16 protein-coding genes and 1 pseudogene are annotated in these 15,130 nt (G+C 67.8%); 11 read left to right on the top strand and 6 right to left on the bottom strand.

The features are described from left to right. The first annotated feature begins 100 nt into the window (after positions 1–100). Positions 101–991, top strand: a complete 891-nt coding sequence (locus ACQCSU_RS10300; RefSeq protein WP_426979612.1) for a hypothetical protein — start codon at positions 101–103, stop codon at positions 989–991. Positions 992–1,037: 46 nt separating this feature from the next. On the opposite strand, the gene ACQCSU_RS10305 is transcribed toward ACQCSU_RS10300, so the two are convergent. Beyond that, positions 1,038–1,478, bottom strand: coding sequence for a YchJ family protein (locus tag ACQCSU_RS10305; RefSeq protein WP_426979613.1), 441 nt, complete (start codon positions 1,476–1,478; stop codon positions 1,038–1,040). A gap of 230 nt (positions 1,479–1,708) precedes the next feature. Between ACQCSU_RS10305 and ACQCSU_RS10310 the strand changes: the two genes are divergently transcribed. From ACQCSU_RS10310 to ACQCSU_RS10330, 5 genes and pseudogenes are all read left to right on the top strand, one after another. Then, a complete protein-coding gene (locus ACQCSU_RS10310; RefSeq protein ID WP_426979614.1) occupies positions 1,709–2,317 on the top strand; it encodes a hypothetical protein in 609 nt (202 codons plus the stop codon). 40 nt (positions 2,318–2,357) lie between these two features. Beyond that, positions 2,358–3,362: an aldo/keto reductase family protein gene (locus ACQCSU_RS10315; protein WP_426979615.1), complete on the top strand. Its 1,005-nt coding sequence runs from the start codon at positions 2,358–2,360 to the stop codon at positions 3,360–3,362. 3 nt (positions 3,363–3,365) lie between these two features. Then, positions 3,366–4,220 (top strand): SDR family oxidoreductase, encoded by an 855-nt coding sequence (locus ACQCSU_RS10320; protein WP_426979616.1) that lies wholly within the window; start codon positions 3,366–3,368, stop codon positions 4,218–4,220. Between the two features lie 145 nt (positions 4,221–4,365). Then, entirely contained in the window at positions 4,366–5,499 is a 1,134-nt protein-coding gene (locus ACQCSU_RS10325) for a sulfite oxidase (RefSeq protein ID WP_426979617.1), read from the top strand. Between the two features lie 7 nt (positions 5,500–5,506). Continuing rightward, positions 5,507–5,635, top strand: a pseudogene (locus ACQCSU_RS10330) (DUF1003 domain-containing protein); the annotation flags it as partial. Positions 5,636–5,666: 31 nt separating this feature from the next. On the opposite strand, the gene ACQCSU_RS10335 reads toward ACQCSU_RS10330, so the two are convergent. The 3 genes from ACQCSU_RS10335 to ACQCSU_RS10345 form a co-directional block, all read right to left on the bottom strand. Further along, positions 5,667–6,446: an SDR family NAD(P)-dependent oxidoreductase gene (locus tag ACQCSU_RS10335; RefSeq protein WP_426979618.1), complete on the bottom strand. Its 780-nt coding sequence runs from the start codon at positions 6,444–6,446 to the stop codon at positions 5,667–5,669. Positions 6,447–6,527: 81 nt separating this feature from the next. Beyond that, on the bottom strand, positions 6,528–8,204 hold the full coding sequence (locus ACQCSU_RS10340; protein WP_426979619.1) for a DUF4389 domain-containing protein: 1,677 nt from the start codon (positions 8,202–8,204) through the stop codon (positions 6,528–6,530). Positions 8,205–8,262: 58 nt separating this feature from the next. Beyond that, positions 8,263–9,099 (bottom strand): flavodoxin family protein, encoded by an 837-nt coding sequence (locus ACQCSU_RS10345; protein WP_426979620.1) that lies wholly within the window; start codon positions 9,097–9,099, stop codon positions 8,263–8,265. Positions 9,100–9,359: 260 nt separating this feature from the next. Here ACQCSU_RS10345 and ACQCSU_RS10350 point away from each other — a divergent pair, with 260 nt between their 5' ends. After that, positions 9,360–10,877, top strand: a complete 1,518-nt coding sequence (locus ACQCSU_RS10350; RefSeq protein ID WP_426979621.1) for an amidohydrolase family protein — start codon at positions 9,360–9,362, stop codon at positions 10,875–10,877. A 20-nt stretch (positions 10,878–10,897) separates the two neighbouring features. On the opposite strand, the gene ACQCSU_RS10355 is transcribed toward ACQCSU_RS10350, so the two are convergent. Further along, complete coding sequence (locus tag ACQCSU_RS10355) at positions 10,898–11,407, bottom strand: hypothetical protein (RefSeq protein WP_426979622.1); 510 nt, start codon at positions 11,405–11,407, stop codon at positions 10,898–10,900. Between the two features lie 162 nt (positions 11,408–11,569). Here ACQCSU_RS10355 and ACQCSU_RS10360 point away from each other — a divergent pair, with 162 nt between their 5' ends. After that, complete coding sequence (locus tag ACQCSU_RS10360) at positions 11,570–12,910, top strand: HNH endonuclease (RefSeq protein ID WP_426979761.1); 1,341 nt, start codon at positions 11,570–11,572, stop codon at positions 12,908–12,910. A 28-nt stretch (positions 12,911–12,938) separates the two neighbouring features. Here ACQCSU_RS10360 and ACQCSU_RS10365 read toward each other — a convergent pair whose 3' ends face one another. Next, complete coding sequence (locus ACQCSU_RS10365; protein WP_426979623.1) at positions 12,939–13,379, bottom strand: fibronectin type III-like domain-contianing protein; 441 nt, start codon at positions 13,377–13,379, stop codon at positions 12,939–12,941. A gap of 74 nt (positions 13,380–13,453) precedes the next feature. On the opposite strand from ACQCSU_RS10365, the gene ACQCSU_RS10370 reads away from it, so the two are divergent. The 3 genes from ACQCSU_RS10370 to ACQCSU_RS10380 all read left to right on the top strand — a co-directional run bounded on the left by ACQCSU_RS10370 (position 13,454) and on the right by ACQCSU_RS10380 (position 14,927). Then, the gene (locus ACQCSU_RS10370; RefSeq protein ID WP_426979624.1) at positions 13,454–13,705 is read left to right on the top strand and encodes a type II toxin-antitoxin system Phd/YefM family antitoxin; all 252 of its coding nucleotides are present in this window, start codon (positions 13,454–13,456) and stop codon (positions 13,703–13,705) included. After that, positions 13,702–13,974 (top strand): Txe/YoeB family addiction module toxin, encoded by a 273-nt coding sequence (locus ACQCSU_RS10375; RefSeq protein WP_426979625.1) that lies wholly within the window; start codon positions 13,702–13,704, stop codon positions 13,972–13,974. Before ACQCSU_RS10370 ends, ACQCSU_RS10375 begins: the two co-directional genes overlap by 4 nt. A 335-nt stretch (positions 13,975–14,309) precedes the next feature. Then, positions 14,310–14,927, top strand: a complete 618-nt coding sequence (locus ACQCSU_RS10380) for a uracil-DNA glycosylase (protein WP_426979626.1) — start codon at positions 14,310–14,312, stop codon at positions 14,925–14,927. The last annotated feature ends 203 nt before the right edge of the window (positions 14,928–15,130 follow it).

The raw sequence follows: 15,130 nt of genomic DNA on the forward strand, positions 1-15,130 counted from the left end.
AGCGTGGTTAGGTGGACATGAGACCTCCACCCCGGTCTCCGCCTTGCGGCGCCGGTTCAAACCATGAATCCGGGTCAGTCAGTGAAAGCGAGCAATCCTCATGAGCAGCACAGTAGGCCCCGAAAATCGATCTCCCCGTCGCAGCGAGGACGGGACGCCCTCCCAAGACGCCCGGATTCACGACGCACGCGAGGCCGCCCGGCACGACGCAGTACGCAAGGACGCCGTCAGCAGCGAGCCCATCCGGGATGAGCCCACCCGCAACGGCCGGACTGACGACACCCGGGCCTTCCCCACAGCCCCGGCGTCCGGCGCGGCAACATCCCGGATGGACACTCCCGTCCACGGCGAGAAGCCCATGCCCCCTGGCCAGGCCCACGACACCCGAACAGACGCGATCCGCGACGAGGTACCCACCCGCGAGACCGTGGTGGCCCGTGAGAGGGAGCAGTTTGGCGGCATCCAAATCGGCTCGGCGTTCTTCGGCTGGCTTGCCGCTACCGGTACCGCCGTGCTGCTGACAGCACTGGTCGCCGCGGCAGGAACCGCCGTCGGACTCGCCACGAACACCAGTGTCAACGAAGCGGTCAGCGGCGGCAACGAGACCGTGGGACTCATCGGTATCATTGTGCTGCTCGTGATCCTGTTCGTGGCCTACTACTGCGGCGGGTACGTGGCCGGGCGGATGGCGCGCTTCAATGGCGCCAAGCAGGGCTTCATGGTGTGGGTCTGGGCCATCATCGCCGCAGTCGTGGTGGCAATCCTGGGCCTCGTAGCCGGCCAGAAATACAATATCCTGGCCAATCTGAACAGCTTCCCGCGGATCCCGGTCAACGAAGGCCAGCTCAGCACCATGAGCATCATCGCCGCCGTGGTGATTGCTGCGGTTGCCCTGCTCGGCGCCGTGCTGGGCGGCCTTGCCGGAATGCACTTCCACCGCAAGGTGGACCGCGCCGGCTTCAGGCCGGTGGAAACTGTCGAGGACCGCTAGGCCGGCGGCATCGCGAAGCGTCCGGATCCTGCCGGACGCCGTCGCGTCAGGCTGCCCAGAGGGCATCCAGGTAGTACCAGCGGCGATCCACCCGCAGGAAACGGCTCGTTTCGTGATGGATGCCGCGCTCGCCGTCGTGCCGGAAGTGGGCCTTGAACTCGACGGTCCCCTCGCTGTCCAGCGGGCCTCCCCGGCTGGTGGAGACGATGTCCAGGCGGCGCCACCGCATCTCCGGATCCAGTTCCAGCCCGGCCGGCCGGGTATCGGGATGCCAGGTCCGCAGTAGGTACGCGGCGTCCAGAACCACAAAGGCGCTGTAGCGGGAGCGCATGAGCTGTTCCGCCGTCGGCGCCTCAGCCTCCCCGCGGTGGAAACGGCCGCAGCAATCGCTGTACTGCTCCCCCGAAAGGCACGGGCAGTTCCCTTCAAAGGTGCTGCGGCGCCGGTGGGCGTCCGGCCCGGGAGTGGTGGAAGCAGGGCGCGTCACGGGGTGTCCTTCCGGCAGGCCGGACGACGCCGGCGGGGGCTTGTTCCGACTATAGACGCAGGTCTCCGGGGCCGGTCCGTGCCCCGGACGGTAACAGCTTTGAAACGTCTTGGCGGACAACGGTGATCCCTGCGTGTCCGGGGAAAAAAGTCCGTATGGTTAGGAGGTGCTGTTGCCCGCCACGAACTTTACGGCGGGGACGACGCTGCAGGCCAGATTGGAGAGGTGAAGTGGAAGATCCGACAACCATCGCCATAAACCTGACCTTCCTCGGGACCCTCGGCGTGGCGTTCGTCATGTTCCTCGGCCTCTTCGTCGTATTCGTCGCCACGCTGGTGTTTGCCGGCGTCGGGCGGCTGACGGTCTTCATCGTCATGGCCATCGCAGGCGTCCCGGCCAGCCTCGCGAACCCGGCACGTCCCGCGAGCGCCAGGCAGCCCACGTCTTTCGCGAAGTCTTCCAAACTTCCCAAGCCGGCCCGGTCCGCCCGGAAGGAAGCCCCGCAGTTGTCGCCGGAGTGGGCCGCCGCCGTCGCGCGGGCGGATGCACGCGCCGCCGCGAGGTCCAAGGCCGCAGCAGCCCCGGCCGTCAAGGTCTCCGTCCGCGACCTTCCCAGTCCCACGGCTCCGGCGCGGGACATCACGAAAGTAGCTCCGCTCGTGGAATCGGCCACGGACCGGAATGGCGAGCTCAACTCCGTCGCGCGGGCCTTCAAGAAGCCGCCGATGCCCGTCGCGAAGTCCCTGCTGGACACCGGCTCGCTCGTTTCCTTGCGCGGGCGGCCACCGCTAGGAACAGACAAGCGCGCCCCGCAGGCCCAGGAGCGCAAAGCCGGCTGAGCCCTTACCCCGGGCTGGCAAGTCCGATACGGTGAAACCCATGGAATTCAGATACCTCGGGGCCAGCGGCTTCAAGATTTCGGAAATCACCTTCGGCAACTGGCTCACGCACGGCTCCCAGGTGGAGAACGACGTCGCCACCCAGTGCGTCCGGGCAGCGCTCGACGCCGGTATCAGCACCTTTGACACAGCGGACGTTTACGCGAACACGGCTGCGGAGACCGTGCTGGGCAAGGCCCTCAAGGACGAGCGGCGGCAGTCGCTGGAAATCTTCACCAAGGTATTCGGCCCCACCGGCCCCAAAGGCCACAACGATCTTGGCCTGTCCCGCAAGCACATCATGGAGTCCATCGACGGCTCGCTGACCAGGCTCCAGACGGACTACGTGGACCTGTACCAGGCCCACCGCTACGACTACGAGACCCCGCTCGAAGAGACCATGCAGGCCTTCGCGGACATCGTGCGGCAGGGCAAGGCGCTCTACATCGGCGTCAGCGAGTGGACGGCCAGCCAGATCCGGGACGGCCACGCCCTGGCCAAGGACCTCGGATTCCAACTGATTTCCAACCAGCCGCAGTATTCGATGCTCTGGCGGGTCATTGAGGCCGATGTGATCCCCGCCTCCGAGGAACTGGGCGTCTCCCAGATCGTCTGGTCTCCGATGGCGCAGGGCGTGCTGAGCGGGAAGTACCACCCGGGCAAGCCGGCGCCGGAGGGTAGCCGCGCCACGGATGCCAAGGGCGGCTCCAAGATGATCGAGCGCTGGATGTCCGACGAGGTCCTCAGCGGCGTGCAGCAGCTCAAGCCGATTGCCGAGCAGGCCGGGCTCACCATGGCCCAGCTGAGCATCGCCTGGGTGCTGCAGAACAAGAACGTGGCGTCCGCGATCATGGGCGCCTCCCGGCCGGAGCAGATCGAGAAGAACGTGGCGTCCGCCGGTGTGAAGCTGGATCCGGTCATCATGGATAAGATCGACGCCGCCATCGGCTCATTGGCGGAGCGCGACCCCGCGCAGACCAAGTCGCCCGCCTCGCGGGAGGCCTAGGCCATGGCATCTGCTCCTGAACTCGCCGTCACCGGTTCCACCGGGTACCTGGGCGGGCTGGTGGCCCACGAGCTGGCCGACGCCGGCAGCCCGCAGCGGCTGCTGGTGCGCGACGCCGGCCGGGCACCGGAGCTGGAGGGCGCCGTTCCGGTGGTCTTCACCTACGCGGATTCGATGCTCGCAAAGGCGGCCCTCGAAGGGGTGAAGACGCTCTTCATGGTCTCCGCAGCCGAAGCCGAGGACCGGCTGCAGCAGCACCACACGTTTGTAGACGCGGCGGCCGCCGCCGGCGTGCAGCATATCGTCTACACCTCGTTCTTCGGGGCGGCGCCCGACTCAATCTTCACCCTGGGCCGGGACCACTACGCCACGGAGGAGCGGATCAAGGCCTCCGGAATGGACTACACCTTCCTGCGGGACAATTTCTATCTCGACTTCCTGCCGCTGCTGGCCGGGGAAGACGGCGTCATCCGCGGACCCGCCGGGGACGGCGTGATGGCCGCCGTCGCGCGTGCCGACATCGCCCGTTCCGCCGTTACCGTGCTCCGGGACCCGGCCCTGCATGTGGGCAGGACCTACGACCTCACCGGGCCTGAGGACATCTCGCTGGCTACGGCCGCTGAAGTCCTGACCGCAGGAACCGGCCGCACCATCACCTTCCAGAACGAAACGCTCGTGGAGGCCTACGCCTCACGGGCGCCCTACGGCGCGCCGCCGTGGCAGGTGGACGCCTGGGTGAGCACCTACACCGCGATCGCCGCGGGTGAGCTCGCCGGCCCGACGTCGGCGGTGCACGAACTCACCGGCCGCGAACCGCTGGGCCTGGCCCAGTTCCTGGCCGAGTCACACACGCTCTAGGCACGCCACGGCGGCGGCCCGCGGCAGCCCGCCCCGCGGCGCGCCGGCTGGCCCAGTATTGACGGCATCCGGGCTCCGGCGTAGACCTTAAGGCAGATGACACCGGCCAAAACCGGGCTGGTCCGGAGCAGAATCGCAGCACGCCATGCCGAAGCAGATGTCCAGACACTCCTCCATCCTGAAGACCCCTCGCCGCCAGGCCCAGAAGCTCACGCCGCATCCCGGCGAACCGAGCCACGGGCCGCTGACGGCTGAGGAGCTCCAACTCGCCGTGCGGAACCATTCGATGCCACTCGAGGCGCTGCGGAATGACACCACACCGGCCGGGCTGCACTACCTGCTGAACCACTTCGACATCCCGTTCATCGACGCGGACCACTGGCACCTGCGGATCGGCGGCGCCGTACAGCGGGCGTTCGAACTGAGCCTCAGGGCGCTCCGCCGGGCACCGAGCATCACTGTCCCGGTGACCCTGGAATGCGCCGGCAACGGGCGCTCCCTGCTGCGGCCCCGTCCGCTCAGCCAGCCCTGGGTGCTGGAGGCGGTCGGCACCGCCACCTGGACCGGCGTCCCGCTGGCCTACCTGCTGACCCAGGCGGGCGTGGAGGACGACGCCGTGGAGGTCGTGTTCACCGGCGCGGACACCGGATTCCAGGGCGGCGTCCGCCAGCAGTTCGCCCGCAGCCTGCCGATCGCCGAGGCCCTCCGGCCCGACGTCGTACTTGCCTACGGGATGAACGGCACCGCGCTGCCGCCGCAGCACGGGTACCCGCTCCGGCTGGTGGTCCCGGGCTGGTACGGCATGGCGAGCGTCAAGTGGCTGACCTCGATCAAGGTGGTGACCAAGCCTTTCGACGGGTTCCAGCAGCAGGTCGCGTACCGTTACCAGCAGGACGCGGACGACGCCGGTACCCCGGTCACGTGGATCAAGGTCCGCTCGCTGATGGTCCCGCCGGGGGTACCGGACTTCTTCACGCGGAGCCGGATCCTGCCCGCCGGACCGGTAATGCTGACCGGCCGGGCCTGGTCCGGGCAGGGCGCCGTGCAGCGCGTCGAGGTGGGGATCGACGGCAAGTGGGCACCGGCCCAGCTGGAGCACCCCGCCGCTCCCTTCGCTTGGTGCGCCTGGTCGATGCCGTGGGTGGCTGACGCGGGCGAACACGAGCTGTCCTGCCGCGCCACGGATGCCAGCGGTGCGACGCAGCCGCTGGAGCAGGTGTGGGACTACCAGGGGATGGGCAACAACGCGGTGCAGCGGATCCAGGTGAGCGTCGAGTAGCTGTTCCCTGCTGAACCTCTTCCTTTCCATGCTCGCCGGGCTGCAGGGTGCCATCCTGCTCATCGCCGCCAAGCGCCAGGATGCGATTGCCGCCGCGATGGCGCAGCACGACTACGACACGGACCTGCAGTCCAAGGCCGGGAGGCCCCGGGCGGTGACAAGCCGCGCTAGTAGTCCACGATCGCGCCGGCGGAGATATTGACCGTGGCGTCGGTGATGGCCCCGGCTTTGTCCGAGGCGACGAAGCACGCCACGCTCCCGACGTCGGCCAGGGTGGCGGTGCGGTTCAGGTGGGCGGCCTTGGCGATCTCCGCCACGATCTCCTCACGCCCCTCGGCCTGCCAGGGAATCGTCTCGATAATGCCGCCGGAGACCATCGTGACCACCCGGATGCCGTGCCTTCCCAGCTCAAGGGCCCATTGCCGGCGCAGGCCCTCCATCGCGTCCAGGGCCACCTTGAAGCCCCCCAGTCCGGGCAGGGTCTGCGGCCCGGAGCCGCCGAACATCAGCACGACGCCGGAGCCCTGCTTGATCATGTGCGCGGCCGCGGCACGGGTGGTGAGGAAATGCGTGCGCGTGGCCAGGGTCACCGGCTGGGTGAAGTCGTCCACGTCAATCTCCATCAGCGGCTCCTGGATGTCGCCAAAAGAGATGACGTTGAAGGAGATATCGATCCGCCTGCTCTTCTTGGCCACCCGGGCGACAAACGCGTCGACCTGCTCTTCGTTGAGGGCGTCGACGACGGCGGTCTCCGCCTTGCCACCGTCCTGGTGGATGTCCCGGGCGACTTTTTCCAGCGGCGGTTCGGTGCGCCCGGCGAGGTGAACAAAGGCGCCCTCTGCCGCGAAGGCCCGGGCCACGGCCCCTCCGATGGCGCCGCCCGCACCATAGATCAGGGCGGTCTTGCCCAGCAGCAAACCGTTTCCCGGCACCTGGACGTTCTGCATGGTCGCCTGCCTCCTGCTGCGGAGTGGTAAATTCCCTCAACTATGTTCTCGCCGGGGCGCGGTGGCAAGGGGCAGGAGACGCTAGGGCCGGGGCGGGGTTCCGGGCCCGGGTTCAGGCCCAGGTTCGGGTTCAGGCGAGCCGTCCGGTTCCACGTGACCGCCCGTTCCCTCATGGTCCTCCGGGCCGGCGGACGCCGCTGGCCCGGCGGGAGGCCCGGCGGGAGGCCCGGCGTAGGGAAGCGCCTGGGCATCCGCCGGATCCACTGGACCCATGTCCAGCTGGAACGGCGGGTATTCGTCCCGCATCAGGGCCGCGTAGGTGACCACACGGTAGATCCAGCGGTTCAGTCCCAGCAGTAGGTCAAACAGGCCGCGCGAGTATTGCCCCGTGAAGAGCAGGATGACGCCGGCGATGAACACCAGCAGCCCAAGGAGCGAAATACCAACACCCTGCTGCACCGAGTCGCCGTCGCGCACCACCCACGTCCGTGCCGTTCCCGTCAGCACGCCGATGATGAGCAGATGCGGAATGGCCAGCAGCCAGGACTTCACCAGCACCAGGCCCCGGGACAGCCCCTCGGGATAGTCGACGTCGAAGTCCGCCGGGTAGTCCGTGCGGGCGAGGGTGAACGGCGGGTAGCGGTCCGTGCCCAGCGCGCCGTAGGCGTAGTAGGACACCCGCCAGTTCCAGCGGATGACGCCGACGCTGAAGTTGAACAGCGAGCGCGGATAGCGGCCGGTGAAGAGGATGGCGAACCACGCCGCGATGGTGACCACGATGAAGGCGAACCAGAGGAAGAACAGGAGGATGAAATGCGGGATGGCCAGGAACCATTTCACCAGCCACAGCCAGCGGGACAGATTGGGGTCCAGGTAGGCGTTGAGTCGTGCCGGATACACCACCGGGCCGGCGCCGGCCGGGGCACCCGCCGGATAGGGCTGGGCTGGATAGGGTTGCCCCGCGGGTGGCGGCATCCCGGAACCCTGCGCCCGATATCCCTGGGTCCGGTACGCCTGCTGTTGCCCATGGCCCTGCGCCCCGTAGGGCTGCCCGGGATGGCCCGGGCCGGACGGCGGCGGTCCGGCGCGTCCCAGTCCCGCTGCGCCGGCCACGATCAGCGGCACGCCGACGGCGAGGAGCACAATCCCGCCGATCAGCAGACCGAGGAAGATCGGCCAGAGCAGGTCGGAGCGGGCGCCGGCGCGAAGGTCAACGGCCACCGGTGTGCTGGCGTCTGCATTCATGATGACGACGGCCCAGTTCCCGGACCGCAGGTTCCATTGGAGCTCTTGGGCCCCCAGCCCGGTGGCCGATGCTGTCCAGAAACTTTGATCGGCCGGCCGCGGCGGGGTCTTGGCGCCGGGAACGTCGCGGTACTGCGCGCGGAAGGGGGAGAATCTGACCTCGATGAACTCGGTGTGCTTTACGTCGGCCAGATAGGCCGCCACATCGGCCTGCGGGGCGATCCCGATGAAGATCGCCTTAGCCGCATCGGCCGCGGAGCCCCGGATCATGATGCTGCCCGGCACGTTTACAGGACCCGCCTCGGGGAAGCGGCCGTCCGTCATGACGTCGAGGCGTGGAGAAGTGAGGGCGTACGAATCGGCAGCGTAACGTTCCGAGGGCGTACTGAAGAACCCGTTGTCGCGCTGCTGGTAGTTGGCCCACCCCGCGGCGCCGGCACCGGCCAGCAGCCCCAGGCCCAGGAGTGCGCTGAGCGTGCCCAGCACGAGCATGACAATCCGGCCTGGTCGCATGACCGCCGTCCTTTCACAAGTTCCTTTTCAGGACTCCCGGTTCAGCCTGGACGCTGTCTCACCCACCCGCAGACGTCAGGAGGGCCCGCGCCCAGGCCGTGGCCTTCCCAATCTCGCCGCTGCGCAGGGGTCCCTCGGTGCCCTTGACATAGAAAGGCATGGGTTCGGAAACGATCTCGGCGCCGCCCGAGCGGAGGGCATGGGTCATCTTCTTCGCGGCATCCCCGTGGATGAACATCCGCACGCGGGTGTCGAACGCGGCCGCTTTGACCCCCTTGAGCGGGCCGTTCCCGAGGGCCGAGAGCAGCTCGGTGATTTTCGGCGTCGGACGCCAACCGTTAATGGGACTGCCGACCACCAGGAGGTCCCCCGCGGCGAGCACGCCGGGATTGAAATCCCCCACCGGGACTGCCGTGGCCTGCAGCCCGTCGAGTGCGTCCGTGATCGCCTCGGCTACCGACTTCGTGTTCCCGTAGGCGGAATCGTAGACAACATGGGCTTTCATGCGATCTCGTTGGTTCTGATGATGCTTGGGGGGGTCCACGATCCGCAGGCGGCAGGGCGTCACTGAGGCATCGATTCCGGAGGACAGCAGGGACAGCCGTGCGCGTTCACGGAGTTCCTCGATGGCGTCGGCTGTCACCCGTGCGTGGGCAAGATCGATCACGATTTCGTGGTCGGGCAATTTGGTGCTGACCCGGCGGCAGACGACATACAGGGCCCGGATGTTGGCGGCCGACACGACACCATGGACCTCGATCCGGGACGTCTCCAAGTTGTCGTCGATCCGGACTGTCACTTTCAGCCGGGGAGTCCTGGCGTGGGCGTCCATTAGCCCGCCAGTGCGCAGATGAGAGCGGTCTTGGATCTCGAGTGGTTTTCTTTGTACATTCATGGCCGTGGTCTCCTGCTATTTCCTGCCGACGCGGGAAAGTGCGAAGCGCCATTTCCTTCCCCAAGGTTCCAGCGAGACCGGTACTGCGTTACAAAAGGCGGTTCATCCCCAATGGCCGTGCAGGAACCGCCCCAAATCCAGCATGCGGTGTGCTTGCGACCCGGGTAAGGGGCGAAAGTCCCTTGTCCGGCGGCGTGCGGTCGGGGCGCTGCGGCGAGTCCGGATTGGTGCTGGGCGTTCCGGCGCCTAGCCTGTTTCCTATGCCTGAGACGCCTGCCGATGCCGTGACCGACCTCGTTCTTGCCGCCGTGCGGTTCCCCGGCGAATCGGCGCTGCGCGATGTCCACGTGCTGGAAGGTTTGGTTTCGAGGATCGCTCCGGCCGGGGAGCTGCCCCGTGTCCCCGGATCCCGCGTGCTGGACCTGGACGGACGGTACGTCATCCCGGGGCTCTGGGATGAGCATGTCCACATGACCCAGTGGGCCCTCGCCACCAACCGGATTGACCTGTCCAGCGCCGCCTCGGCCCGCGAGGCGGCCGACGTCGTCCGGTCGTATGTCGCGGACCACGGCCCTACAGAAGGCAACAGCGACGCCGGCGGCGGCCTGGCCGTGGTGGGCGTCGGCTTCCGGGACGCCGTCTGGGGCGATGTTCCCAGCCTGGACCTGCTCGACGGCGTCACCCGCGGCCGGCCGACCGCCCTGCTCAGCCACGATCTGCACTGCGTCTGGCTCAACAGCGCGGCGGCTAAACGCTTTAACGTGCCGGTGGACGAGTCCGGGCTGCTCCGCGAGGAGCCGGCCTTTGAACTGACCCGCGAGCTGGGCCGACTGCCCGACACAGTGGTGGATGCCTGGGTCCGGGAATCCGCGCAGGCAGCGGCCGCGCGCGGCATCGTGGGGATCGTCGATTTCGAGATGACGTGGAACCCGGATGTGTGGCTGCGGCGGGTGGCGGGCGGCTTCGGCTCCTTCCGGGTGGACGCCGGCATCTACCCGCAGGACCTGGACCGCGCCGTTGCAGAAGGCCTACGCACCGGGCAGGTGCTCGACGGCGGGGCGGGACTGCTGCGGGTGGGCCCGCTCAAGGTGCTGATCGACGGCTCGCTGAACACCCGTACGGCGTACTGCGTGGACCCGTATCCGCACGGCGGCCGCGGCCTGCTCACGGTGAGTGAGGCGGAGCTGCTGGACTTGCTGGTCCGCGCCCGGGAGTCCGGCTTTGTTCCGGCGGTCCACGCGATCGGCGACGGCGCCAACGAGGTGGCCCTGAACGCGTTCGCTGCCGCCGGGGTCCGCGGAAGGATTGAGCATGCCCAGTTTGTCCGCAGCCAGGACTTCGTCCGCTTCGGCGAGCTGGGCCTGACCGCGAGCGTCCAGCCCGCCCACGCCCTGGATGACCGTGACGCCGCCGATTCGAACTGGGCAGGCCGCACCGACAGGGTCTTCCCGCTGCGGTCCCTGCTGGCTGCCGGCGCCACGCTGGCGCTCGGTTCCGATGCCCCGGTGGCGCCGCTGGAGCCCTGGCTTGCCATGTCCGCGGCCACCACGCGGGCGCGCCAGGACGGGCGCGGGCCCTGGCATCCCGAGCAGGCCCTCACCCGGCCGGAAGCCCTGACCGCCTCAACCCGCGGGCGGGGAAGAATCATGCTTGGTGACCCGGCTGATCTCGCGGTGCTCGACGGCGACCCGCTGGAGGTGTCCGATGCGGTGTTCGCGGCGATGCCGGTGGCCGCGACACTCGTGGCGGGGCGGTTCACGCACGGCAGCGGTATCTAGCTCTAGCGGCCCTTTGGCGGTTAGTTCCCCTTGACGCGGGCCTGGACCAGGTTCGCGAACGGGAGGCGGCCGAACTCCTCCCGGAAATCGGCGTGGTACCCGGCCTCGGCCGGGTTGAGCTCCGCTGCGGGAAGTTCCTTCCACGCGATGATCAGCGATCCTGCACTGGCGAGCTGCCAGATCAGCCGGCCGTCCCAGTGCCCCGGCGGCTTGCCCTTGCCGAAGTCGACGAACTCCTGGATCTGTCGGCGGAGCCCGCGGTTGCCCTTACTGCCGGGGCCGGCCTTCCCGACGTAGAGGACGTCGGCGTCGTCGACCCATTCGGCGGCGAGCGCCGTTACCTGCAGGGACGGGTCCTTCTTCTTGAAGGTCCCCGCCGTGCTCTTGGCCAGGAACCGCGGCTCATAACCTTCGGGCCGCAGCACCGCGAAGATCCCGGGCTTCTGCGGGATCCGGTTGATTTCGAGGTCCGCCAGCGTCCTGAAGCCGGTGAACCCGTCCCGTTTCAGTGACTGTCTGTTGATCGGCATGGGTTCCTTGGATCGGGGCGCGGGGCGTTTCCTAGAAGCTTACGGATACGCAGGTTCGGTGGCCGCTTTAATGTCGGTGGTCCCGGAGACACTTTAAGTGTGGACGGCGAGCAGGGGCCCAAAGTGGCTTCGAAAGCAGCGGTTGGTGCGGCGGTTACGGAGATGATCCGTAACCTGGCTGACGCACGGCCGGCCGCGGACGGTGCCGGGATGATTGACCAGCTCCGTAAACTCGAGGATTTGAAGTCCGCTGCGGCCGCGCTGCAGGCCCGGATCGCCGTCGCCTTTGATGTGCGGCAGCGCCGTGACCAGGCCCGCGCGGGCGTGCCGGCCGAGCAGCTGGGCGCTGGCATCGCGGCGCAGATCGCCCTCGCCCGCCGGGAATCACCAGCCAGGGGCAGCCGGCTCCTGGGTCTGGCCAAGGCGCTCGTCACCGAGATGCCGCATACCCTCGCCGGGCTGGAGACCGGCCAGCTCAATGAATGGCGGGCCACACTGCTCGTGAAGGAAACCGCCTGCCTGTCCGCGGCCGACCGCTGCGCCGTCGACGAGGAGCTGGCGCCCGACGCCGGGACGTTCAGTGGAGCAGGCGACCGTGCGGTTGTTTTCGCGGCCCGGTCCGCCGCCTACCGACTGGATCCGCGGTCCGTTGCGGACCGCGCCAGCCACGCCGCCGCCGAGCGCCATGTCAGTCTCCGCCCGGCGCCCGACACCATGTGCTATCTGACTGCTCTCCTCCCAGTCGCCGAGGGCGTGTCCGTCTATGCGGCGCTCACCCGGGACGCCGACGCTTTCCGTTCCGACGGAGACCCCCGCTCGCGAGGCCAGCTCATGGCCGATGCGCTGGTTGAACGCATCACGGGGAAGGCACGTGGAATCAGAGGCATCGAGATCCAGCTCGTTATGACCGACCGCACACTGTTCCAGGGAGACAGCGAACCCGCCCGGCTTCCGGGTTACGGCATCGTCCCCGCCGGGTGGGCCCGGGAGATCCTCGTCGCGGATCAGAACCAGGACCAGGACCAGAACCAGCCCATGAACGTTTGGCTCCGGCGGCTCTACACCGCCCCGGGCACCGGAGACCTCGTCGGGATGGAATCCCGGGCACGGCTCTTCCCGCCCGGGCTGCGCCGCTTTGTCCAGGCCCGGGACCACACCTGCCGTACGCCGTATTGCGACGCCCCGATCAGGCATCTGGACCACATCCTCCCCTGGCGCAGCGGCGGCACGACCACCCACCTCAACGGCGCCGGGCTCTGTGAAGCCTGCAACCACACTAAGGAAGCGCCCGGCTGGAGCGCGCACCCCCGGCCGGGGCCACGGCACACGCTCCAACTAACGACGCCGACCGGGCACAGCTACCAGTCCACAGCCCCGCCGTTACCGGGACCTCCGTCTCCCGAAACAGCAGCGTTCCAGCACCGGCGCGAACTCCGGCACCTCGCCAAGGTGCTCAAGCACGCCAGACCTCGAGCAGCGGCAAGGGCAGCGGCCGCGGCCTGAGACCCTGCTGAATTCGCCGGCCGGCCGGCTACCGCCCGAACCACGACTCGGCCAGTGACGCGTCAGCCTCCAGGGTGTAGTCACCGGCCGAGTGCCCGAGCGCCAGGCGGTAGCTGCCACCGGTGTTATGCCACTGCCCGCGGCCGGTGTCGTAGGATGCCGGCGGCCGCGGATCGACGTTAAGCGAGACGGTCCGTGATTCGCCGGGTTCGAGGTCCACGCGCTCGAAGCCGAGCAGCCGCATCCGGGTCCCCGCAGGATCCTCGAGGAGGTAGAGCTGGGGCACATCGGCCCCGCGTCGCGGCCCCGCATTGGTGACGGTGAACTCGGCACGCACCCCGCCCCGGTCCTGCACTGTCAGGTCCGCATAGTCGAACCGGGTGTAGCTGAGCCCGTGGCGGAAGGGGAACAGGGGTTCCTGCCCGGTCTTCGCGAACCAGCGGTAGCCGACGTCGGATCCCTCGCTCATCGGGACGTCGTCCGGGATGAGCGGAACCCGCAGCTGCCACAGGCGTACAATAAGTTGTACGCAAGGAGGACTCCATGAAAACACTCACGTACTCCCAGTCACGCGCGCATTACAAGGAGACCCTCGACGCGGTCACCGACGACCGCGAGGAGGTCGTTATTACCCGCCCGGGAAAAGAGGACGTCGTCATGGTGTCCCGGTCCGACTACGAATCGCTGCGGGAGACGGCCTACCTGCTCCGCAACCCGGCCAACGCCCGACGCATCTTGGGCTCGATAGAAGAGCTGGAATCCGGCCGTGGTGTGGTGCGGGATCTAGCTGAATGAGGCTTGTCTGGTCCGAGACGTCGTGGGAAGACTACCTTTGGTGGCAATCCCAGGACCGCAAAATCCTTAAACGGATCAACGCACTCATCAAAGACATTGCGCGCAACGGCAATGAAGGAATCGGAAAACCTGAGCCGCTCAAACACGGATTCCACGGCTACTGGTCCCGCCGCATCACCGACGAGCACCGACTGGTCTACAAGTTCGCCGAGACGCCCGGCGGCGTCGAAATCTTGATTGCGGCCTGCCGCTACCACTACGGAAACTGAGTCGCCGACTCGTGGCTAGGGTGGACTCGTAGCCGGGTGCGCCTTAAACGAAAGGCCTGCAGGTGCCTTCGCGATCTCGCTATGGAGATGGCTCGGACACTTACATGTCCTGAACGACCCAACTAAATCAGATGGCTACCTGCAGGCGCTTTAAGCGTACGCCCGGCGATCGGCCATGACCAGTGGTTGTCTGCCTCTTGGGCCGGCGTCGCGGATCGGCGCCGTCAGCGCCCATCCTGCGACCCAAACCGCCCCTCAAAAAACGCCCTCGCGCCCAAAAGCGTAGAGTGGAACAAGACGCCTGATTCTGGACGCCGAGCGCTGAGGGAGAAATCGTGACGATTGACTGGGACGAAAAAAAGGCCCTGCTGCAGGAACCGAACATCGCCGCCGTAACGCAGCTTTGCGACGAACTGATGGAAAAGAAGCCGGGGTCGGTCGTCCCCTACATCGATCCCGTCCATGACGAGGACGAGTGCCGGATCGTCAGCCTCCACATCGCCCCGGGCAAGGGCACCGAGTCGGGCTTCGTCTCCCACTTCAACGACGACGAGGCTGCCCGCCGCGCCACCTCCATCTACGACGCCGTCGAGCTCGACCCCCGCTACGTGATGCCGTGGAACGCCTACCCCTGGGTCCGCGACCCCGAGCTCCCCTCCGCCCTGAACGTCCAGGAGAAGACGGACGGCCTGCGGCCCTTCCGCCAGTTCCTCAAGATCAACAAGCGCGTCTCGGCCGTCATCGCCCACGGCGCCGACGCCCACGCCTTCCTGACGCTCTTCGAGAAGACCTACCACTCGTCACTGAAGAACCGCGGCGTCAAGATCTACAAGGCCACGGCCCTCGGCGGCCGCGCCTTCGCCGTCTCGGCCGCCAAGCAGGACGAGCTCCTGGCGAAGAACGTCGAGGTCTACAAGGACGCCATGCAGCGGGCAGGCATCCAGCACCTCTAAGGCCGCCGGGCAGACGCCCGACGCCGGCAGTCACCGCCGCCGTCAGCCTCACCCCTCGAGCAGCCTGCGCCGGTGCTTGAGCTCCTTGATCCAGGCCCGGGTGACCATCTCCGGAAACGGCGAGCCGTCGGTTGGTTGACGCGAACGCGGTGCCCGCCTCCAGGTCCGCCAGCAGCGGCCCGGACGCCTTCAGTGCGAGCTCC

The sequence above is a fragment of the Pseudarthrobacter sp. O4 genome (genome assembly GCF_050157025.1).
Lineage (GTDB): Bacteria > Actinomycetota > Actinomycetes > Actinomycetales > Micrococcaceae > Arthrobacter.